Here is a 21,010-nt window from a genome sequence, read left to right as displayed (position 1 = left end):
CCGTACTCAGCGCAGCTGCGGTACGCCCTCGCGCAGGTCCAGCACCCGGCCGGCGGACAGCGTCGCGGTCAGGTGCTCCGCGGCCGTCCGCACCGCCCGTTCCCCGGCCGCCGGGCCGGGTGTCGCGAGCACGTCGTGCGGCACGCCGTCCACGAGCACCTCCCGGGCGTCGACCCCCGCGGCCCGCAGCGCCGCCGCGAAGGCGAGGCCCTCGTCCCGGACCGGGTCGGCGCCCGCGACGACGACCGTGGTGGGGGCGCAACCGGCGAGCTCGCGCGCCCGGGCGGGTGCGACGTCGCTGCGGTGCCGGGTCGCGCGGTCGGGGACGTACATCCGCCAGAACCACGCGAGGTCGTCCACGGACAGCCCGAGACCGTCGCCGTAGCGGCGGTGGGAGTCGCGGTCGAGGGCGTCGTCGAGCAACGGGCAGAACAGCAGCGCGTGGGCCAGCGGCGGCACCCGCCCCGTGCGGGCGCGCAGGGCCAGGACGGCGGCCAGCTGACCGCCCGCGCCGTGCCCGGCCACGACGAGCGGCCCCGTGAGCCCGGGCACCCGGCCCGCCGCGAGCGCCTCGAGCACGGCCGCGGCGTCGTCGAGCGCCGCGGGCCACGGGTGCTCGGGGGCCAGGCGGTAGGCCAGGCTCAGGACGGTGACGCCCGCCGTCCCGGCGAGGCGCCGGCAGAGCAGGTCGTCGGTGTCGAGGTCGCCGAGGGCCCAGCCGCCGCCGTGCAGGAAGAGGACGGTGGCCGACTGCTCCAGCTCGTCGGGGACGTAGAGCCGCGCCGGCCGCGGCCCGGCGGCGCCGCGGACGGCGAGGTCCTGGGTGCGCACCCCGACATCGGGAGTGGACGGGGCGGGGCGGCGGGCGCGGGCGCGGGCGACGGCCAGCCCGGCGAGGTGCCGCGGGGTGAGCGAGGCGTCGACGAGCGCGCGGGCGGCGTGGAGCCGGGCGGCCTCCACGTCGGTGAGACGGGGGTCGAGCACGGGGGACGTCGGCACGTCGGACTCCTCGGTCTCGCAGCGTCGTGCGGTCTCCCAGCGTGCCCCGCGGGCGACCCCGGTGGGTTTCGTCCCGGTGGCCGTCGTGTTGCGGTCGTGTTGCCAGCCGGACCGGTACGACGGCGGGGTCCCGTGAGGGGGCAGGATCGCGGCATGGACCTCGACGCCTTCACCGCCGCCCTGCCCAAGGTCGAGCTGCACCTGCACCTCGAGGGGACCCTCGAACCGGAGCTCAAGCTCGAACTGGCCCGCCGCAACGGCGTCGACATCGGCCAGAGCACGGTCGAGGAGGTGCGGGCCACCTACGTCTTCGACTCCCTGGCGTCCTTCCTGGCCGTCTACTACCCCGCGATGGACGTGCTGGTGACGCGCGCGGACTTCCGCGACCTCGCGATGGCCTACTTCCGCAAGGCCGCCGCGCAGAACGTCCGGCACGCCGAGGTGTTCTTCGACCCGCAGGTCCACGTGGCGCGCGGGGTGGCGTTCGAGGACGTCGTCCTCGGGTACCACGACGCCGTGGAAGAGGCGCAGCGCGAGCTGGGGCTGAGCGCCGGGTTGATCCTCTGCATCGTCCGCGACCTGCCCGTCGAGAGCGCCGAGGACGTCGTGGAGCGGATGCTGGAGTTCCGCGAGCAGGTCGTCGGCATCGGCCTGGACTCCGACGAGCGCGGGAACCCGCCGGCCAAGTTCGCCCACCTGTTCGCCCGCGCCCGCGAGGCCGGGTTCAAGGTGACGGTGCACTGCGACATCGACCAGGAGGACACCGTCGAGCACCTGCGGCAGGCGCTGGAGGACATCGCGGTGGACCGCATCGACCACGGCACGAACGTCGTGGAGGACCCCCGGCTGCTGGCGCTGCTGCAGGAGCGCGGGACCGGCCTGACCTGCTGCCCGGTCTCGAACTCCTTCGTCACCGACGACAGCAAGGCCCCCGTCATCGCCGACCTGCTGCGCCGCGGGGTGAAGGTGACGGTGAACTCCGACGACCCGGCCTACTTCGGCGGGTACGTCACGGAGAACCTCGTCGCCCTGACGCGCGCGGCGTCGCTCGGACCGGACGAACTCATCCAGCTGCAGCGCAACGCCATCGACATCTCCTGGGCCTCCGACGACGTGAAGGAGGGGTTCCTCGCCGAACTCGACGCGTACGAGGCGCTCGTGGCGCCGCCGCTGTGACCCCTCCGGTTCAGCGGACGTTGGCGAGGAACCCGCCGTCGACCGGGAGGGTGTGGCCGCTGATCCAGGCCGCGTCGTCGGAGGCGAGGAACGCCGCGGCGGCCGCGACGTCCTCGGGTTCGCCGACGCGGCCCAGCGGGTACCAGTGGGCCCACGCGTCCGGCATCCCGGGCTGCCCGTCCCAGACGCGGGTGCGGATCGTGCCGGGGGCGACGACGTTCGTCCGGACCCCGTGCGGGGCGTGGGTGCGGGTGAGGTTCAGCGCGAGCGCCCCGAGCCCGGCCTTGGAGGCCGCGTAGGCCTCGCTGCCCAGCCCGGCGAGGGCGTTGATGGAACTCACGAGGACGACGGCGGAGGTCGGGTGCTCCCGCAGCGCCGGCAGGGCGGCACGGGTGCAGCGGACGGCGCCGAGCAGGTTCAGGTCGAGGTTGGCCGTCCACTCCTCGTCGAGCGACTCCTCGAACTCCCCCTGCGCGAGGGCGAGGCCGACGACGTGCACGAGCGCGTGGGCGGCGAGGCCGTCGAAGGCCGCGCGCACCGAGGCGTCGTCGAGGACGTCGACGGCGCGGGCCCGGTGACCGGTGCCCGCGAGTTGGGGAAGGAGCGCCTCGGCGGCCGCCAGGTCGCGGTCCAGGACGGCGACGCGCGCCCCCTCGGCGGCCAGGCGCACCGCGCAGGCGCGGCCGATGCCGTGCGCGGCCCCGGTGACGACGACGTCGCGGTCGGCGAAGCGGCCGGGGCTCTGGGAGGCGTTCACCCGCCGATCCTGCCGGTCCGCTCGCCCCGGCGCGCGCGGCGGGTGCCGGCCAGCGCGCAGAGGACCGGGAGGGCGGCGAGCGGCGCGACGAGCAGGTAGCCGCCCCGGGCCCCCGCGGCGTCCACGACGAACCCGCCGAGGACGGTGCCGAGGGCCGTCCCCGCCGTGCTCACCCAGGCGAGGGACTCGCTGAGCCGGTGGGCCGGGGCGGCGTCCTCGACGAGGCGGTTCACCGCGACACCGAGGGGTGCGTAGGTGGCCCCGGCGAGGAAGCTCAGGACGAGGATCCCGACGACGCCGGGGACGGTGGCCAGGGAGGCGTACCCCGCGCCGAACAGCGCTGCGGCCGCGACCACTCCCCGCCGCGGGTCGGCCACGGGCGGCAGCACCCCCACCACGAGTCCGCCGACGACGGCACCGAGCGCTCCCGCGCCGAGCACCGACCCCGCGAGCTGGGGCACGCTGCGTTCGGTCGTGAGGGCGACGGCGGACAGGTCGGCGAGCCCGAACACGGCCCCCACGGCGACGCCCGCGGCCAGCACACCGAGGACCTCGGGCCGGGTGACGGGCAGGCCCAGCCGGCGGCGCCCCTCCGGGGTTCCCGTCGGGGCACCGTGTCCCTGGACGGACAGGACCAGGCACCCGGCGGCCCCGGCGGCGCAGGCCAGGACGAGGGCGAGCCGCGGGTCGGCAGCCGCCGCGACGAGGGAGGCCAGGGCGGGCCCGGCGACCCAGACGAGCTCGTCGAAGACCCCCTCGAGCGCGAACGCCGTCGCCAGGCGGGGATCGGCGGCCCCCTCGCGTCGCGGGTAGGTGCGGGCCCAGCGGGTGCGGGTGAAGGACCCCACGGGCGCCACCCCCGCCCCGACGACGGCCGCCGCGAGCAGGACCACGGGGGCCGGTGCGTCCCCGGCGGTCACGGCGACGAAGAGGACCGCCCCGAGGACACCCACGACCGCGGCCGCGCGCAGGGCGACCGCCTGGCCGCGGCGGTCGCCCCACCGGCCCAGGGCCGGGCCGACGAACGCCCCCGTGGCCACGACGACGGCCGACACCGTCGCGGCGAGCGCGAACTCCCCCGTCGAACGGCGCACGACGAGCAGCGCGGCGAACCCCACGACGGCCAGCGGGACGCGGGCCAGCAGTCCGCTGACGGCCAGCAGCAGGTGCGCCCGCGGGCTGAGCACCTCGACGTACGACCGCACCGGACCTCCTGCCGCCGACCCTGGCCCGTTGCGGCACCAGGTGTCAACGGACCGCCGTCCGGTGCACGCCGTCCGACGGGTGCACGCGTCCGCGCTCGACCAGACTGGGGCGATGACGTCGAGCAGTGCGGCCGCGGACCGCGCCCCCTTCCACGCTGACCACGTCGGCAGCCTGCTGCGCCCGCCGGCCCTGCGGGAGGCCCGCGCCCGGCGAGCGGCCGGCGAGATCGACGCCGCCCAGCTGCGGGAGGTCGAGGACGCGGCCGTGCGCGACGTCGTCCGCCGCCAGGCCGAGCTGGGGCTCACGGTGGTGACCGACGGCGAGCTGCGACGCCACTACTGGCACGAGGACTTCATCCTCTCCCTCGGCGGGATCGAGGCGAAGGAGTCGTTCACGCGGGAGTTCCGCACCCTCGACGGGCAGCCGATCGAGGTGCCGCTGACCCGCGTCAAGGCCACCGCGCCGGTCCACCTGGAGCACACCGTGTTCGCGGACCACCTGCAGTTCCTGCAGCAGGCCGCGACCGACCAGGGCGCCGGGCAGGTGCCCAAGCTGACGATGCCGTCGCCCAACCAGGTGCACAACTCCTTCATCCCCCTGGACGGCACCGCGGCCTACGGCGAGGGCGGACCGGGCACCGACGCCGACGCCCGGCTCCGCAGCGACATCGCCGCCGCCTACGCCGAGCAGTTGCGCCGTCTGCACGCCCAGGGCCTGCGGTACGCCCAGCTCGACGACGTGACGCTGACGTTCTTCGGGGACCCGAAGAACGAGGGCACCGCGCAGACCCGGTTGCCCGCGTTCATCGACCTGTTCAACGCCGCCATCGCCGACCGGCCGGACGACCTCACCGTGGCGACGCACCTGTGCCGCGGGAACTACCGGTCCTCGTGGGCGCAGACGGGCGGGTACGAGCAGATCGCGGACGCGCTGTTCAACTCCCTGCACGTCGACGGGTACTTCCTGGAGTTCGACGACGAACGCTCCGGTTCCCTCGACGTCCTGCGGTTCCTGCCCCCGGGCAAGCGCGTCGTCCTGGGCCTGGTCACCACCAAGGTGCCGACCCTGGAGGACGAGGACGCCCTCGTGCGGCGCATCGAGGAGGCCGCGACGTTCGCCCCGCTGGAGCAGCTGGCGCTCAGCGGGCAGTGCGGTTTCTCCTCGACCGAGGAGGGGAACGACCTCACCGAGGACGAGCAGTGGCGCAAACTCGATCTCGTCGTGCGCGTGGCCGAGCGCGTCTGGGGCTGAGAGGGCGGGGTGTGGACATCGTCGTCCACACCCCATCCACAGTGCACGACGCGTGAACCATTGCCGCACAGGGAGTTGGGCGTCGCAGGGTCTAGCCCTACAGGGTTTGTTCGACTACCCTGGAACACGTGACCGGCACCGCCCAGCACGCAGCCCAGGACGCCCTCACGCGCCTGAGTTCCGTCCTGGACGACCTCAACGCCCTGCCGTTGGGAACCCTCGACCGCGACGACGTCGACCACCTCACCCGCACCCTCTACGCCCTCGGCAACCGCCTCGACGCCGCCAAACTCCACCTCCTGCGACGCGCCCTGGAGCACGCCCCCGAGAGTTCGGTGGTGGACCTGCTCGCGACCTCACCGGTGAACCTGTCCCGCACCCTGGCCCGCAAGGACGTCGCCGCGGCCCGGCACACCGACCCCGACGCGCACTGGAACGGGAAGATCGGCGGACTCGACGGGGACCGCGGATCCCTCGCGCGGACGGGTGAGGCCCTGGCGTCGGGCGGCACCACCCTGGCCCACGTCCACGGCGCGGTCACCGCGTTGCAGTCCATCCCCACCCCCCTGCGACGCGGGACCGTGGACATCGACGTGCAGATGGACACCGGGGAGCGGGTCTGGACCACCCAACGCCGCGCCGACCTCATCGACGGGCACTTCGCCACCGTCAGCGGCACCCAACCGCTGGGCACCGCGACCCACCTGAGCGAAGAACTCCTCACCCGCCTGGACCCCGAACGCGTCGACCGGCACGTCCGCGACCTCGAACCGGACTCCGCCAGCCGCCGCACCCTCACCTTCACCCGCCGCCACGGGATGCTGCGGATGACCGTCGACCTCGACGAGGCCGACGCCGTCGTCGTCCGCTCCGCCGTCGAAGCCGCCGCCAAACCCCTGCCCACGGCATCAGGTGACGACACCCGCTCGGTCGGTCAACGCCGCCACGACGGGCTCGTCGACCTCGTCACCACCGGCGCCCACCACCCCGCCAGCAGCACCGACCCGGTCGTCGCGCACAAGGCCACCGTCGTCCTGCGCGCCACCCTCGACGACACCGGGCAGCTCCAGACCGGCACCGCCACCGCCGACACCCACGGCCCCGTCAGCGACGCGACCCTGCGTGCCGCCTCCTGCGACGGCGACGTCACCGTCGCCGTCATGGACCGCCTCGGCCGGCCCCGGTCCCTGCACACCCTGGAACGGCACGCCAGCGACAACCAGCGCCTCATCGTCGCCGAACGCGACCGCGGCTGCATCGCCCCCGGCTGCGGAGCCCCGGCCTGGGCCTGCCACCTCCACCACGTGGTCCACTGGGCCGACGGCGGACCGACCAGCGTCGACAACCTCGTCCTGCTCTGCAGCAGGGACCACCGAGCCCTCCACGCCGGCCGCCTCGAAGCCCGGTTCGGCGAGGACGGGTTACCGGAAACCAGACGCCTCCAACGGGACTTGGGCCAGCTCATGACCCCCGGACCCTGGACGCGGAACAACCACCCCGCCCTGCTGCAGCAGGTGGAGGACCTCACCCGCGCCCTCGAACGGGACGACCGGGCCGCGTGAGCCGTTCGGCCCTGCGCTGGTGGTTGAGGTCGACGATCCGATCCGCTGCCACTGCCACGGGTTCGTGCTCCCACACGCGCACCGGCAACCAGCCGTGCGCGCGCAGGTGCTCGTCGGTGTCCCGGTCGCGAGCGGTGACGCTGGCCAGCTTCACCGCCCACCACGCCGCGTTCGCTCGCGGCAGGTGCAGGTGGACGGGGCAGGAGTGCCAGAAGCACCCGTCGACGAAGAGTGCGATCCGCGACCCGCGCAGCACGACGTCGGCCCGGCGGCGACGGTTCGTCCCCGCGGGTGCGGCGTCGACCAGGTAGCGCAGCCCCCGCCGGTGCAGTTCCCGACGCAGCGCCAGCTCGGGCGCCGTGTCCCGCCGCCGGGTCCGCCGCATGACCCCCGCGGCGGCCGGCGACGACGGCGGGGGCGCCGGGCCGGGCTCGGCCCAGTCAGGCAGGACTCTTCCAGTCGAACGTCTCGATGCGCCAGAACATCCACTCGAACCACCAGCGGAGGTGGTCCGGCTGGATGCACGACCCCGTCGACGCGACGAACGCGCGGAGGTCCGCGTCGTCCAGCAGCAGCAGTTCCCGCCCCTCCCGGACGAGCCCGGTCAGCACCTCGTCGCTCTCGGACGCCAGCATCGCGGCCTGCTGGAACCAGGGGTCCCCCTGTCCGAGAGCCGCGTCGCTGAACCATCCCCCGAGGACGGCGGTCAGCAGCGGCCACGAGGAACTCCACCGGGGGAACCGCTCGTCCACCCGCGGGTCGACAGCGTTCACCCGCACGACGCGGAGGCGGTCTGTCCTCTCCAGGACCACCCCCAGGGCGTGGGACACCAATGGTTCCTCCTCCGCGGAGTCCTCAGCCCCGCGAAGAACCGCACCCACCGGTGCACCCGCGTCGACCACCACGAAGTCCCGCATCGTGGAGGTCTCCGGTAGCGCCACTCGCGCCAGTGCACGCTGCACGAGGTCCTGAGCCCCGGGGGCCAGTTCGGAGGCGTAGGAGCGCCATCCCGGGAGGTAGTTCGGGAGGTCGACGGTGGAGGACGGATCGTCGGCGACCTCGCTCAACCGGCTGTCCAACCACTCGGCCCATCGCGCCCAGGAGACTCCTTCCGGCGGCAGGACTGAATGGACACCGCTGCTCTCCGCGATCTCCCACTCGACGTCACCGGCTCGCGCGCGGGACAGGAACTCAGCCCAGACGTCACGCTCCCGCGCGAAGTCCACGCCGTTCGACGCGAGCAGGTGCTCCAGCCGCTCACGGGGACACAGACCCCAGTCCAGATCCGCGTACGCGAGGGGCACCAGGGAGCCGATCACGACCGGTCGTCCGGGTACGCCGTCAGGACGAACCACGATCCGTCGCGCGCCTTGTTCAACACGACCTTCACCGTCGACACCTCAACCTGCTCGAATCCGCCATTGCCGTCCTTCTTCCAGATGACACCTGCGTTCGACGGCGCGGGGGCCGTCACCAGCACCTCACGCGCACCTGACGCCGCGACCGCGTCGATCTCGGACCGCTGACTCCTCAGCGCCTCCCCGATGACCGCTTCCGCCGTCGCCTGGTCCACGAACCGCGAAGCACGCGGCGGAGTTCTCAACCCCTCCACCCCTTCTTCCACCTGCCCCGTCTCCAGGCGCCGTTTCAAGAACGCATCATCCACGTCCACGTGCCGTCCCAGCGTGTGCGCCGGCAGGAACACTTCGCTCCGCCCGAGGTCCACACCGCCGCACAGGTCGTCGAGGCTCTGCGGCCTCGGAACCCCCTTCGCATCGAGGTGCTCCCTTAGCGGATGCTCCTCCGGCAGCGTCTTGCCGAGCGCCGTCCCGAGCGGCTTGCCGCGCAGACCTCGGCCGACGACCGCCATCCCGAGCGTCGCGCCCGCCGCGCCGTAGCGCCCGTCCCGCCAGTCGTCCCAGGCGACGGCGTCGGCCAACGTCCGCACGGGATGACTGACCGCGTCCAACGCCGCAGACGGGATCTGGCCGACCGTGCCCGCCCACCCCGACCGGTCCCACGACCACCCGGCGGCCAGGTACGCGCCCTCGAGCAGCGCGCCACCGACGGTCCGGGCCGCGTCGTCGACGTGTTCCCCGAGGCGTCGAGGACGTCGGGGCACCTGGTCGACCACCGCGAACACCCGGGCGGCGAAGGTCTGCGTGAGGGTGTCGAACTCCTCGAGCACGACCCGGCGGCTCGCCTCCCACCGGTCCAGTTCGGCCCAGTCCGCGTGCCAGGCGACCAGGTCCCCGATCCCGGCGTCGAGACGGGCCTGCACCTGCTCCCGGCCGACGTCGACCCGCGCGAGCTGACCCTGCAGCATCCCGAGCTCGCGGGAGTACTCCTCGACGAGGTCGGCACCGGCGCGCGCCACGTCCTGCAGCGTCCCCAGGTGCCGGTCGAGTTCCAGGACCCGGTCGGCGAAACCGTCGCGGGCGACGCCGTACCAGCCGCCGAGCGACTCCACGGCCCGGGCGACGTCGACGGACACGTCGGCGGTCCCGTCCGCGGCGGCCCGGGCGGCGGAGGCGGCCGCGTCGGCGAGCGCCACCGACAACCCCGACAACTCGTCCACGCACCACCTCCTCTCCGGTGCGCCGGAAACTAGCCGCGGCAGGAGAACCGCGTCGTTCGTCGTCCACAGGCCGCCGCCCGGGGCCACGCTGCGTCGATCGCCCGTCGCGGACGCTGGTCGCGGGGTCCCGCACCTGGTAGGACAGGCTTGCTGTCATCCACCTCTCGTCGTCACCGCCGACTCCCGGAGCGCCCCGTGGACACCACGCACCTCATCGACCCCGACATCGCCGGCGCCCTCGCCCTGCTGCCGCCCTTGGACCTCACCCCGGAAGGGCTCGGTGCGGTGCGCGCGGCGATGGCCGCAGCGCCGACCCCTCCGTTGCCGGACGGGGTGAGCGAGGAGGAGGTCTTCGTCCCCCGGGAGGGGAAGGAGCCGGTGCGGGTCCTCGTGCACCGGCCCGCTTCCCTCGCACCGGACGCCCCCGGGGTGCTGTGGATCCACGGCGGCGGGTACGTCTTCGGCAGCCCGGACGCCGACCGCGCGCTGTCGGGCACCTACGCCCTGGCGCTCGACGCCGTCGTCGTCTCGGTGGACTACGGGCTCTCCCCGGAGAACGTCGCACCGGGCCCCGTCGAGGACTGCTACGCCGCGCTGCGGTGGTTCCACGAGCACGCCGCCGACCTCGGCGTCGACCGGTCGCGGTTGGCGATCGCGGGTGCCAGCGCGGGCGGAGGACTGACAGCAGGCCTCGCACTGCTCGCGCGCGACCGCGGTGAGGTGCCCCTCGTGATGCAGTTCCTCGTCTACCCGATGCTCGACGACCGCACGGTCACCACGGACGACCCGAACCCGGTGACGGGGCAGTTCGTGTGGACGCCGACGTACAACGAGTTCGGCTGGCGCGCCCACCTCGGCACCGACCCCGGGTCGGCCGGCATCTCGCCGTACGCCGCCGCCGCGCGCGCCGAGGACCTCAGCGGCCTGCCGCCCACGTTCCTCGAGGTCGGTGCGCTGGACCTCTTCCTCGAGGAGGACGTCGAGTACGCGCGCCGGCTCGTGCGGGCCGGCGTCCCGACCGAGCTGCACGTCTACCCGGGCGCGTTCCACGGCTACCAGATGGCCGTCGACGCCCCGGTGACGCGGACGTCGTTCCAGCTCGGCGTGAGCGCGTTGCGCCGCGCCCTGCACCCGGCCGCCGCGGAAACTCCTCGACAGGACGGCACCGACGGTGCCACGGTGGACGGGTGAACAGCAGCCCGTCCTGCACGACGACGCCGGTCCACCTCCGGCGTCGCCGTCAGCGCTGAGCTGACGTCAGCAGAGCCCCGGGGGTCACCCCCGGGGCTCTCGTCGTTCCCGGGGACCCCCACGAACCCGGGAGGAACCCTGTGAACGACCCCGCGAACCACCCCGCACCTGCGGACCACTCGTCCGTCGGCCGCCACCTCGGCCTGTTCGACACCTCACCCCTCGTCGGCCCCGGCCTGCCGCTGTGGCTGCCGGCAGGTGGCGTCGTCCGCGGTGAACTCGAACGCCTGGCCGTCGACCTCTCGCTGGCGACCGGTTGTCGACGGGTCAACACCCCCGTCCTCGGCAAGCGCGCCCTGTTCGAGCGGTCCGGTCACTGGCAGAAGTTCTCCGCCGACATGTTCCCGCCCGTGCGCGTCGGGGACGAGGAGTACGTTCTCCGCCCGGCGAACTGCCCGCACCACACCCAGGTGTTCGCCGCCCGGCCGCACAGCTACCGGGACCTGCCCGTCCGCTACGCCGAACTCGGCGCCATGTTCCGCAGCGAACTGTCCGGCGTCCTCACCGGGCTGCGCCGCGTGCGGCAGATCAGCCTCGACGACGCGCACGCGTTCTGCCGCCCGGACCAGGTCGTCGACGAGGTGCGCCTGGCCCTCGAGACCGTCGAACAGGCGTACGCGCTGCTGGGCCTGCCGGTGAGCCGGTTCCGGCTCTCGCTGCGGGGTCCGGGAGAGGGGCACCTCGGCGACGACGACGCCTGGCGCCGGGCGGAGTCGTCGCTGCGGGACGCCCTGGGCGACCGCCCGTTCGACGAGGCACCGGGCGAGGCCGCGTTCTACGGCCCGAAGGTCGACGTCCAGGTGACCGACGCCGCGGGCCGTGAGGAGACCGTCTCCACCGTCCAGGTGGACCACGTGCAGCCGGAACGGTTCGGGCTCGAGTACGTGGGCCGCGACGGCGAGCGCCACCGGCCGGTCGTGGTCCACCGCGGCCTGCTGGGGTCGGCGGAACGACTGGTGGCGATGCTCCTGGAGGTGGACGGCGGCTGGCTGCCGACCTGGTTGTCCCCGGTGCAGCTGCGCGTGCTGCCCGTCAGCGGGGACCGGCACGGCGAGCACGCGGAGCGGCTCGCGCAGCGGTTCCCCGGCCTCCGCGTGGAGGTCGACCACGACGGGTCGTTGCCACGGCGGGTGCGGGCCGCCCGCGAGGAGCGCGTGCCGTGGGTCGCCGTGGTGGGGGACGCCGAGGTCGCCGCGGACGAGGTCGACCTCGCCGAACGCGGGACCCGCGGCCGGCGGGTCCGGGTGGCCGAGGCCGTCGACCGCCTCCGCGCCGACCTCGCGGCCCGGGAGGCGGTCGGCCGCCGGGCGGGCTGACGTCAGCCCGCGAGCACCGCCGCGCCCTGGCGTCGTCGCGCCAGGGCCGGTTGTGCCGCGAGGACCGCGGCGAGGGCCACGGCCGCGACGAGCGGCACGATCCCGCACACCGCCATCCCGGCGCGGACGCCGACGTGCTCGGTGATCCAGCCGATGATCGGGCCGCCGATGGGCGTGCCGCCCATGAACACCAGCACGTAGAGCCCCATGACGCGGCCGCGGTACTCCGGGTCGACCCAGAGCTGGACGGAGCTGTTCGCGATCGCCTGGAACGCGAGGTTCGTCACGCCCATGAGGACGAGGACGACGGTGAACGTCTCGAGGTTCGGTGCGAAGGCGGCGAGGGTCTGCGCCGCACCGAAGGCCGCGCCGAGCAGGAGGATGAGCCTCAGCCGGGAGTGGCTGCGGCCGCCGGCGATGAGGGCCCCCGCGATCGACCCCACCGCGATGACGATGTTGAACGTCCCGTACATGCCGGCGCCGGCGTGGAAGGTCTCGGACGCCATCGCGGTGAGCACGACGGGGAAGTTCAGCCCGAAGGTGCCGAAGACGCCGACGAGGGCGATGGTCCAGCCGACGTGCGGCCGGTCGCGGACGTAGCGCAGGGCCGAACGCAACTGGCCCTTCTCGCGCGGCAGCGGCGTGGTGCGGTGCAGTTCCGCCGTCCGCATCGAGGCGAGGGTGATGGTGGGCCCGACGTACAGCAGCGCGTTCACGGCGAACGCCCACCCGGAGCCGACCGTCCCGATGAGGATGCTCGAGACGGCGGGGCCGACGAGGCGCGTCGTCTGGAACACGGCCGCGTTGAGGGCGATCGCGTTGCGGACGTACTGCGCGGGGACGACCTCGCCGACGAAGGACTGCCGGGTGGGGTTGTCGAGGGCGACGACGAAACCGCCGACGAGGGCCATCGCGTAGATCGCGCCGACCGTGATGTGGCCGGAGATCGTGAGGACGGCGAGCGTCGTGGCGACGGAGGCGCTGCACAACTGCGTGATCAGCAGGATGGTCCGCTTGGGGTAGCGGTCGGCGATCATACCGCCGTGCATGCCGAACAGCAGGATCGGCAGGAACTGCAGCGCCATCGCGATGCCGACGGCCGCCGGGGAGCCGGTGAGTTCGAGGGTCAGCCAGTCGAGGGCGATGTTCTGCACCCAGACACCGGTGTTCGCGAAGGCCTGACCGGTGGCGTAGATGCGGAAGTTGCGGACGCGCAGGGCGGCGAACGTGCTGCCGGTGCGGCGGGGGCTCTCGGGGCTGGCGGGGGTCGACTCGGTGCTGGCTTCGGCGGCTGCCGGTGTCACGAACGGGTGCCTCTCGTGCTGTCCTTCGGGTGCTGACCTGACCTCGGGCGGCGGCCCGACTGGTGCTCCCGGGCCACTGACGCTGCGTGACCATCATCGGCGACGCGAGGGGTAGGCTGCACCGCAGTTGAAGGCTTATCAGTCATCACGGGTCGTGATGAGCGCGCGACGGGGCGGTGGGCGTGAGCGCCGGACAGGGGCCGACGGGAACCTTCGAACCCGTGCAGCTGCGGACGTTCCTCGCTGTGGCGCAGACGCACTCGTTCACCCAGGCCGCCGCCCGGCTCGGCGTCCGGCAGTCCACGGTGAGCCAGCACGTCCGCAAGCTCGAGGACTCCGTGGGCCGCCAGCTGATCCACCGCGACACGCACTCGGTGACGCTGACACCGGACGGCGAGGCCATGATCGGTTTCGCGCGGTCGATCCTGGCCGCCCACGAGCAGGCCGCGGCGTACTTCACCGGGGCCCGGCCCGTCGGCCGGTTGCGCATCGGCATGTCCGACGACCTGGCCCTCACGCGCCTGCCGCAGATCCTGCGCGACTTCCGGTCCGAGAACCCCCGCGTGGACCTCGAGCTGACGGTCGACCAGTCCGGGACGCTGCACCGGCGGCTGGAGAACGACCGCCTCGACATCTTCATCGGCAAGCGCCCCCGGGGGTCCGGGGAGGGCAAGCTCGTCAAGCGCGAACGCCTGGTGTGGGTGGGCAACCCCTCGACGCGCCTGGACCTCACGCAACCGGTGCCGCTGGCCGTCTACCCCTCCCCCTCGCTCAGCGGGACGGCCATGCACCAGGCGCTCGACCGCGTCGGCATCGGGTACCGCTCGGCGTGCGTGTGCCGCGGCGTCAACGGCCTCATCGCTGCGGTGGCCGCGGGGATCGGCATCTCCTGCCTGGCGAGCTCGCTCGTCCCCCCGCAGCTCGTCGCCCTCGGCGCGCAGCACAAGCTGCCCGAGCTGGGGCAGATCGACCTCGTCCTGCTGACGAACCCCAAGACGCGCGACCGGCCCGCCTCACGCGCCCTGGCCGGCGCCGTCCTGGCCAGCGGTCCCTCGGGGTTGTCGCCCAGCGGCTGACGGGAAGCGCACAGCCGATCCGGTTACGGTGCGAGGGTGCTCGACGGCCTCCACCGCCACCTCCGGGCCGTCACGCGCCCCGACGTGGCCGGGGACGTCCCCGCGCTGCTGCGCTCGGCCGGCCGGGCCGCCCGCGCGGCCGTCGGCGCCGACCACAGCGTCGTCTGCGTGCAGGGCGATCCCGCGCACCTGCCGCGCGGCCGGCTGTACCTCGTCGACGGGGAGGGTTTCCTCGACGTCGACGTGCCCCCTCGGCTCGCCGCCCGGGCCGGAGGGGCCCTCGCCGAGCGCGACCTCGACGTCCCCGGCCTGGCCTCCCCCGCCCCGCACGCGCTCGTGGTCCCGCTGGGTGACGGGACGCCGGGCACCCTCGTCCTCACACGCGCCACGGCCTTCTCGGCCGACGAGGAGGAGGCCGCGGGCGTCCTCGGGCTGAGCCTGGGACTGGCCGTGCAGTCCGCCCTGCTGACGGTGTCCGAACGCACAGCGGCCGGGAGGGCGTCGAGAGGCGCACTGCTGGAACGCGTCACGGGTCTGCTGCAGACGAGCGCCACGACCGCGGAGATCACCGAGCGCATCCCGCCGGCCGTCGTGGAGGTGCTGGACTGCCTGTCGTCGTCCCTCTACGTCGTCGACGGCGACGAGCTCGTGGGTCAGGCGCACCCCCCGCTGCCGGAACCCGTCCGCACGCGGCTGCAGCGGGTCGACCGCGCGGCGGACACCCCCATGAGCGAGGCCGTGCGCACCGGACGCCCGGTCGTCCTCACGAGCGCCGAGATCCCCCGGTACCGCGACCTCGCCGGTCTGGACCCCGAGCGGATCGGCGTCGCCCTCGTCGTGCCGCTCGCGGGCCGCGACGAGCTCGTCCTCGGCACCCTCACCGTGAACTGGGCCGAACGCTCCCCGCTGGAGCACACCGACCTCGACCTCTTCGCAGCCGTCGCCGCCCAGCTCGCCGTCGCCCTCGAACGCGCGCAGCTGCTGGACGCCGAACGGTCCTCCCGCGCCGCGCTGTCCCGCTCCCACGAGGCGCTGGGCCGGCTGGCCCGCGACCTGCAGCGGGGCCTGCTGCCGCAGCGGTTGCCGCACCGCGCGGGGTTGGACGTCGCCACCCGGTACGCCCCCGCGCTGGCCGGGTCGGAGATCGGGGGCGACTGGTACGACGCCGTCGGCGACGGGTCGGACGGCTCCGACGTGGCGCTGATCATCGGCGACGTGCAGGGGCACAGCACCCGCGCAGCCGGGCTGATGGGCCAGGTGCGCACCGCGGTCCGGGCGTACGTCAGCGAGGGGCACGACCCGTCCGCGGCCCTGGAACGGACCAACCGGCTGCTCGTCGACCTCGACGCCGGCCGGTTCGCGACGTGCTGCCTCGTCCGGCTCGACACCGCGACCGGGGTGCTCACGGTGGCCTCGGCCGGGCACAACGCCCCGCTCGTCGTCGACGACGCGGGGTTCCGGGAACTCGCCGTCGACCCCGGGCCGCCGCTGGGCGTCGACCACGGCGCCGTCTACCCCGCCACCCGCTACCGCCTGCTCGGCCGCAGCGTCCTCGTCCTGCACACCGACGGGGTCGTGGAGGTGCTGGGCGAGGGGTCCGACGAGGGTGAGCGGGCGCTGCACGACACGTTGCGCACGGTGGCGGGCCGGGCCACGACCGCCGACGAGCTGGCGACGACGGTCATGGCGGCCATCCCGCACGAGCTCACCGACGACGCCGCGCTCCTCGTGGCGACGTTCGCGGGAGCCGACGTCGGGCGCCTCGACGCCTCGCTGTGGTTGCCGCCGGACATCCGGGCCGTCTCGACCGCCCGGGAGTTCCTGCGCGACCGGCTGACGGCCTGGTCGACCGACGAGCTGCTCGACGAGGCCGAGCTCGTGCTGTCGGAACTGGTGACGAACGCGCTCGTGCACACCGACGGGGGCGCCGGTCTGGCGCTGCGCTTCGACGGGGCGGACCGGCGCTTGCGGATCGCGGTCGAGGACTCCTCGACCCGGTCCCCCCACGGCCGCGACGCCCCGCCCGACGCGCTCGGCGGGCGGGGGCTGTCGATCGTCGACGCCGTCGCCGACGCGTGGGGGGTGGACGTCGGCCAGGCCGGCAAGACGGTGTGGGCCGACCTCGCCGTCGAGTCCGACTGACCACCCGCCCCGCGCTCCGTCCCGTCAGCGCCCGCCGAGCAGGCCCCGGATCTGCTGCACCTGGTCGTCGCCGAGCCCGAGCTGCCCCATGACCCCCTCGAGCCAGTGCGGTTCCCCGTCACCGAAGAGGCCGCCGAGCAGGTCGTCCTCCTCCTCGTCCTCGACGGCCGCGGCGATCGCCGGCCAGAACCCGCGGGCGATGGTCCAGGGGGCGGACTCGGACAGGAGGCCGAGTGCCCCGAGGTCGGAGAGCCGCTCCCGCAGTTCCTCGACGGCCACACCGGCCGCCGGCCCGAGCACGGCCGCGTTGTCGACGAGGGCGTCCAGGGCGGCGTCGTCGAAGGGCTTGCCCGTCACCGCCGAGGCCAGGACGGTCGGCAGGACGGCCTCGGCGATGGAGAACCCCTCGTCGAGGGTGGCCGGGTCGTCGAGGACGAAGCGCCCGACGAGCTGACGGCGCAGCTCGCGCGGCTCCGGGGTGGGGTCGAGCCAGCCGTCGGCCTCGGCGCCGGGCACGAGGAGGGTCTCGTCCTCCCCGTCGAGCAGGTCCAGGCCCAGCATGAGCAGGACCACCTGGCGCAGCCACGGCACGTCCTCGAGCTCCTGCGGTTCCCCCTCGGCGTCGGCCGTGATGGGGACCGGGTGCTCGACGGCGGCCAGGATGGCGGTGACGTCGTCGCCGGCGAGCTCGGCGTCGTCCGGCACCTCCAGGCCGTCGCCGACGTGGGCGAGGACGGCCTGCGCGGCCCGCACGGGGAACGAGGCGAGGACCGTCTCGTCCTCCTCGCCCTCGTCGACGTCCTCCGCGGCGGCCGCGAACACCTCGGAGAGCTCCGGCGGTTCCCCGGCCACGAGGGTCAGGTTCGTCTCGAGGTCGCCGGCGGTCCCCTCCCACCGGCCGGTCTCCCCGAGGAACGTCAGGAGTTGCCACCAGACGGCCTGCAGGTCCTCGGCCATCTCGTCCGGTTCGTCGGTGCCGGCGTCCTCGACCATCGCCGGGACGACGCGGGTGACGAGGACGTCGACGTCCTCGGGGGTGAGCCGGGTCAGCCGCGCCTGCGGCCGCAGGGTCAGCAGGCCACCCGCGCCGACGGTGAGCGCCTCGACGACGGCCTCGGGTCCGACCTCCTCGTCGACGTGCACGTTCTCGTCCAGCCACGTGGTGAACGGGGCGCGGAGGTCTGCCATGGCCTGCCGGCCGAGCGCGTAGGAGGCGGGTTCGAGGGTGTCGTCCACCGGGTCAGCCTGTCATCCCCGCGCCGCTCGGCTCCACCGCCGACGGCGCCCCCGGCGTGAGCATCCCGCGAACGTTCACCCCGCGAGCGTCCTGTCGCGGGGACCAGCAGCGCGGGCGTCGAGGGCGTCGAGGTCGAGGGCGCCCTCGTCGGCCAGCCGGGTCAGGGCGACGTGCACCGACAGCTGCAGACCGCGGACGACGCGCCACGGGCCGCGGCCCGGGACCACCCCGGTCGCGACGAGGTCGTCGAGGCGTCCGGTGGCGACGAGGTCCCGCAGACGGCGTCCGCCGGCCGCGACCTCGGCGGGCACGTGCGAGGTCGCCAGGGCGAGCGCGTGGGCCGCGGCCGGGTCGTGCCGCAGGAGGTGGGTCAGCTCGGCGACCACGAGGCGGCGCCGGGCGAAGGCCGCGTCCACGTCGCGTGCGGAGTCCCAGGCCGGCCACTGCTCCCCGCGACGCCCGTCGGGGCGGACCAGGCCCAGGGCGGTCAGCTGCGCCCGCAACCACGGGGTCCCCTCGGCACGGCCACGCAGGACCTCCTCGGCGTCCTGGACGACGCGGGTCCGGCGCAGGGGCGAGAGCTCGACGGGGAGGCTGAGCCGTGCGGTGTGCGCACCCCTGCCGAGCAGACCGTCCCGGGTCGCGGTCCGCAGCACTGCGTCCAGGGCCGCGCAACCGTCGGGCGCGCCCGTCCACGCGTCCCGTCCGCGGAGGAACTCCACGTACCTGGTCCAGAGGTCGGCCACCGCGCCGGCCTCCGCGCGTCGGTCGAGTCCGTCGAGGTCGGCCCGGCGGTACGCGCACCGGACGAGGGTTCCGACGTCGGCGTCGCCGAGCGACGTGACCACCCGGTCCGTCCGCACCTCGCCGCGGGCCTGCAGGAGGTCGCGTCGTGAATCGCGCCAGGTGCGCAGGTGGGCGGCCAGCTCGTCGGTCCCCAGGTGCGGGAACTGCGCGGCGAGCCACTGCGCGAAACTCCCGTCCACCGCGCGCACGGTGCACTGCTCCTCCACGGGACTCCCCTCGATCGGCGGAGCCCCACCGTAGGCGGGCACGACCACCGCCCCGGGGAGTTGTCCACAGGCCCGGCCGGGGGACCGGGCCTGTGGAGCCGGGGACGTCAGGCGTCCCCGAGGGTCACTCGCCGATCTTCTCGTCGGCCGCCTGCTGGGCCTTGTCCACCTGCTCGGCGTGGCCGCCGCCGGTCTTGGCGTCCGCTGCGTCGCCGGCCTTGTCGATGGCCGCGTCGCTGGCCTTCTCGGTGATGTCGCCGAAGTCGGGCACGGGGTTCTCCTCGGTCTCGTCGTGGTCGTTCCGGTCGGTTCCGAGTGTGGGCCGTGGTGCGCGGTCCGCACCTCGGAGGTTCCCGCGCTGCGCCCCGTCCGGGGAGGTCGTAGCGTCGCCCGTGGTGCAGCAGCCGCCGATCCGCCGTCCTCGTCCCTGGAGCGCGCCGTGGCCCTGCCCCGCAACGTCCTCACCGGTGCCCGCGACGCAGCCGCGAAGCTGCTGACGCACGCGAGGGCGAACCCCGGTTCCTCCTCGCAGACCCTCACCGTGGAACGTCCGGCCGAGAGCGTGCTCGCCGCGCTGCGCGACCCCGCCGTCCTGACGCGCCTGCTCGGCGACCTCGGCTCGGCGACCGCGGACGGTTCCCGCTACGCGTGGACCCTGGGTGGGGAGACCGTCGAGACGGTCCTCACCGAGACCGTGGACGTCCTCCGGTTCGCGCGGACGGCCACGGACGGTGTCGCCGAACCCGAGGACGACACCGAGGGCGGGGCCGACCGGGCCGTCGAGGCGTGGGCCGAGTTCACGGTCGTCCCCACCCGCGACGGAACCCGGTCCGAGGTCCGGGCGAGGTCGCAGCTGCCCGGCGGCACGGCGGACTTCACGGTCCTCTACCGGTTGCGCGCCCTGCTGCAGACCGGGGAGATCCCCACCCTCGGACCCCAGCCCACGACCCGGGAGGAGGACCGCTGATGCGCGCCCTCGTGTGGAACGGGGTCAACGACCTCGCCGTCGAGACCGTCCCCGACCCCCACGTCGTGAACCCGCGCGACGTCGTCCTGGAGGTGTCCCTCACGACGACGTGCGGATCGGACCTGCACTTCATCGACGGCTACCTGCCGGGCATGCGCAAGGGCGACGTGTTCGGCCACGAGTTCACGGGCACGATCGTCGAGGTGGGCCCGGAGGTGCGGGACCGCAAGGTCGGCGACCGCGTCGTCGTCCCGTCCTTCATCGCGTGCGGGAACTGCTGGTACTGCGACCGGCAGCTGTACTCGTTGTGCGACACGACGAACCCGAACGCCGCGGCGCAGCAACCCCTGCTCGGCTACCCCTCGGGCGGCATCTACGGGTACACCCACCCCTTCGGCGGGTACGCCGGGTCGCACGCGCAGTTCGTCCGCGTCCCGTTCGGCGACGTGAACTGCTTCCCCGTCCCCGAGGCCGTGGACGACCTGTCGGCGCTCTTCGTCTCCGACGCCGTCCCGACGGGCTTCATGGGCGCGGACTTCTGCGACATCTCCCCCGGCGACACGGTCGCCGTGTTCGGCGCGGGCGCCGTCGGTCTCATGGCGGCGGCCGGGGCGAAGATCCTCGGCGCCGAGCGCGTCATCGTCCTGGACCGCCTCCCCGAGCGCCTCGCCGCGGCGCGCGACCACGTGGGCGCGGAGACGGTCGACTACTCGGACGTCGACAGCGTGCAGGAGGCGTTGCGGGAGGCCACCGGCGGCCGAGGCCCGGACGCCGTCGTCGAGGCCGTCGGGATGGAGGGCCACGGCACCGGCCTGCAGAACGTCGTCGACCGCGCCAAGCAGGCGGTGCGCGCCGAGACCGACCGGGCGACGCCGCTGCGGGAGGCCGTGCTGGCCTGCCGCAAGGGCGGGGTCGTGGCACTGCTCGGCGTCTACGGCCTCACGGACTCCTTCCCCACCGGCGTCGTGCTCAACAAGGGCCTGACGATCCGGGCGGCGCAGCAGCACGGGCAACGGTACGTCCCGCGCCTGCTGCACCACCTGGCCGCCGGCGAACTGCAGACCTCGTTCCTCGCGACGCACCGCATGCCCCTGGAGGACGCGGTGGAGGGCTACCGGATCTTCAAGGAGAAGGAGGACGGCTGCCTGCGCGCCGTCTTCTCCCCCTCCTGAAGA

General features: G+C 74.3%; 19 protein-coding genes. 9 read left to right on the top strand and 10 right to left on the bottom strand.

Annotated elements, in window-relative coordinates; translation table 11 throughout:
- Positions 1-6: 6 nt before the first annotated feature.
- Positions 7-999, bottom strand: coding sequence for an alpha/beta hydrolase fold domain-containing protein (locus AB1207_RS09655; RefSeq protein ID WP_367637907.1), 993 nt, complete (start codon positions 997-999; stop codon positions 7-9).
- Positions 1,000-1,152: 153 nt separating this feature from the next.
- Here AB1207_RS09655 and add point away from each other — a divergent pair, with 153 nt between their 5' ends.
- Positions 1,153-2,175, top strand: a complete 1,023-nt coding sequence (add, locus tag AB1207_RS09650; protein WP_367637906.1) for an adenosine deaminase — start codon at positions 1,153-1,155, stop codon at positions 2,173-2,175.
- 10 nt (positions 2,176-2,185) lie between these two features.
- Here the strand turns inward: add and AB1207_RS09645 are convergent, their stop codons facing one another.
- Both AB1207_RS09645 and AB1207_RS09640 read right to left on the bottom strand, forming a co-directional pair.
- Complete coding sequence (locus AB1207_RS09645; protein WP_367637904.1) at positions 2,186-2,932, bottom strand: SDR family NAD(P)-dependent oxidoreductase; 747 nt, start codon at positions 2,930-2,932, stop codon at positions 2,186-2,188.
- Complete coding sequence (locus AB1207_RS09640; protein ID WP_367637903.1) at positions 2,929-4,137, bottom strand: MFS transporter; 1,209 nt, start codon at positions 4,135-4,137, stop codon at positions 2,929-2,931. Before AB1207_RS09640 ends, AB1207_RS09645 begins: the two co-directional genes overlap by 4 nt.
- Positions 4,138-4,249: 112 nt before the next feature.
- Between AB1207_RS09640 and AB1207_RS09635 the strand changes: the two genes are divergently transcribed.
- Positions 4,250-5,389 carry a 5-methyltetrahydropteroyltriglutamate--homocysteine S-methyltransferase gene (locus AB1207_RS09635; protein WP_367637902.1) on the top strand — a complete coding sequence of 380 codons (1,140 nt, stop codon included), beginning with the start codon at positions 4,250-4,252 and terminating at the stop codon, positions 5,387-5,389.
- 128 nt (positions 5,390-5,517) lie between these two features.
- Complete coding sequence (locus AB1207_RS09630) at positions 5,518-6,951, top strand: HNH endonuclease signature motif containing protein (RefSeq protein WP_367637901.1); 1,434 nt, start codon at positions 5,518-5,520, stop codon at positions 6,949-6,951.
- Here the strand turns inward: AB1207_RS09630 and AB1207_RS09625 are convergent.
- From AB1207_RS09625 to AB1207_RS09615, 3 genes are read right to left on the bottom strand one after another with little or no spacing between them, the layout of a single operon-like run.
- Positions 6,914-7,336, bottom strand: a complete 423-nt coding sequence (locus AB1207_RS09625) for a very short patch repair endonuclease (RefSeq protein ID WP_367637900.1) — start codon at positions 7,334-7,336, stop codon at positions 6,914-6,916. The genes AB1207_RS09630 and AB1207_RS09625 overlap by 38 nt on opposite strands.
- Positions 7,337-7,391: 55 nt before the next feature.
- Positions 7,392-8,270, bottom strand: coding sequence for a hypothetical protein (locus AB1207_RS09620; RefSeq protein ID WP_367637899.1), 879 nt, complete (start codon positions 8,268-8,270; stop codon positions 7,392-7,394).
- Positions 8,267-9,529 carry an RNase A-like domain-containing protein gene (locus AB1207_RS09615; protein ID WP_367637898.1) on the bottom strand — a complete coding sequence of 421 codons (1,263 nt, stop codon included), beginning with the start codon at positions 9,527-9,529 and terminating at the stop codon, positions 8,267-8,269. The genes AB1207_RS09620 and AB1207_RS09615 overlap by 4 nt, the downstream gene beginning before the upstream one ends.
- A gap of 195 nt (positions 9,530-9,724) precedes the next feature.
- On the opposite strand from AB1207_RS09615, the gene AB1207_RS09610 reads away from it, so the two are divergent.
- Together AB1207_RS09610 and thrS are read left to right on the top strand one after the other, a co-directional pair.
- Positions 9,725-10,720, top strand: a complete 996-nt coding sequence (locus tag AB1207_RS09610; protein WP_367637896.1) for an alpha/beta hydrolase — start codon at positions 9,725-9,727, stop codon at positions 10,718-10,720.
- A 140-nt stretch (positions 10,721-10,860) separates the two neighbouring features.
- Positions 10,861-12,096: a threonine--tRNA ligase gene (gene thrS / locus AB1207_RS09605; protein WP_367637895.1), complete on the top strand. Its 1,236-nt coding sequence runs from the start codon at positions 10,861-10,863 to the stop codon at positions 12,094-12,096.
- A 2-nt stretch (positions 12,097-12,098) separates the two neighbouring features.
- Here thrS and AB1207_RS09600 read toward each other — a convergent pair whose 3' ends face one another.
- Positions 12,099-13,400 (bottom strand): MFS transporter, encoded by a 1,302-nt coding sequence (locus AB1207_RS09600; protein WP_367637893.1) that lies wholly within the window; start codon positions 13,398-13,400, stop codon positions 12,099-12,101.
- 182 nt (positions 13,401-13,582) lie between these two features.
- Between AB1207_RS09600 and AB1207_RS09595 the strand changes: the two genes are divergently transcribed.
- Together AB1207_RS09595 and AB1207_RS09590 are read left to right on the top strand one after the other, a co-directional pair.
- Entirely contained in the window at positions 13,583-14,476 is an 894-nt protein-coding gene (locus AB1207_RS09595; protein ID WP_367637892.1) for a LysR family transcriptional regulator, read from the top strand.
- Positions 14,477-14,512: 36 nt separating this feature from the next.
- On the top strand, positions 14,513-16,618 hold the full coding sequence (locus AB1207_RS09590; RefSeq protein ID WP_367637890.1) for an ATP-binding SpoIIE family protein phosphatase: 2,106 nt from the start codon (positions 14,513-14,515) through the stop codon (positions 16,616-16,618).
- Between the two features lie 24 nt (positions 16,619-16,642).
- Here AB1207_RS09590 and AB1207_RS09585 read toward each other — a convergent pair whose 3' ends face one another.
- From AB1207_RS09585 to AB1207_RS09575, 3 genes are all read right to left on the bottom strand, one after another.
- Entirely contained in the window at positions 16,643-17,854 is a 1,212-nt protein-coding gene (locus tag AB1207_RS09585; RefSeq protein ID WP_367637889.1) for a hypothetical protein, read from the bottom strand.
- A 75-nt stretch (positions 17,855-17,929) separates the two neighbouring features.
- Entirely contained in the window at positions 17,930-18,868 is a 939-nt protein-coding gene (locus tag AB1207_RS09580) for a hypothetical protein (protein WP_367637888.1), read from the bottom strand.
- Between the two features lie 124 nt (positions 18,869-18,992).
- Positions 18,993-19,139: an antitoxin gene (locus AB1207_RS09575; protein ID WP_367637886.1), complete on the bottom strand. Its 147-nt coding sequence runs from the start codon at positions 19,137-19,139 to the stop codon at positions 18,993-18,995.
- A 168-nt stretch (positions 19,140-19,307) separates the two neighbouring features.
- Here AB1207_RS09575 and AB1207_RS09570 point away from each other — a divergent pair, with 168 nt between their 5' ends.
- Entirely contained in the window at positions 19,308-19,835 is a 528-nt protein-coding gene (locus AB1207_RS09570; protein WP_367637885.1) for a hypothetical protein, read from the top strand.
- Entirely contained in the window at positions 19,835-21,007 is a 1,173-nt protein-coding gene (locus AB1207_RS09565; RefSeq protein ID WP_367637884.1) for a zinc-dependent alcohol dehydrogenase, read from the top strand. Before AB1207_RS09570 ends, AB1207_RS09565 begins: the two co-directional genes overlap by 1 nt.
- Positions 21,008-21,010: the final 3 nt, after the last annotated feature.

Source organism: Kineococcus endophyticus, from assembly GCF_040796495.1.
Classification (GTDB): domain Bacteria; phylum Actinomycetota; class Actinomycetes; order Actinomycetales; family Kineococcaceae; genus Kineococcus; species Kineococcus endophyticus.
This window is presented reverse-complemented; position numbering and strand designations above follow the sequence as displayed.

Coding starts and splice junctions, on each gene's coding strand:
- add (WP_367637906.1), top strand. CDS start 1,153: ATGGACCTCGACGCCTTCACCGCCGCCCTGCCCAAGGTCGAGCTGCAC.
- AB1207_RS09635 (WP_367637902.1), top strand. CDS start 4,250: ATGACGTCGAGCAGTGCGGCCGCGGACCGCGCCCCCTTCCACGCTGAC.
- AB1207_RS09625 (WP_367637900.1), bottom strand. CDS start 7,336: ATGCGGCGGACCCGGCGGCGGGACACGGCGCCCGAGCTGGCGCTGCGT.
- AB1207_RS09565 (WP_367637884.1), top strand. CDS start 19,835: ATGCGCGCCCTCGTGTGGAACGGGGTCAACGACCTCGCCGTCGAGACC.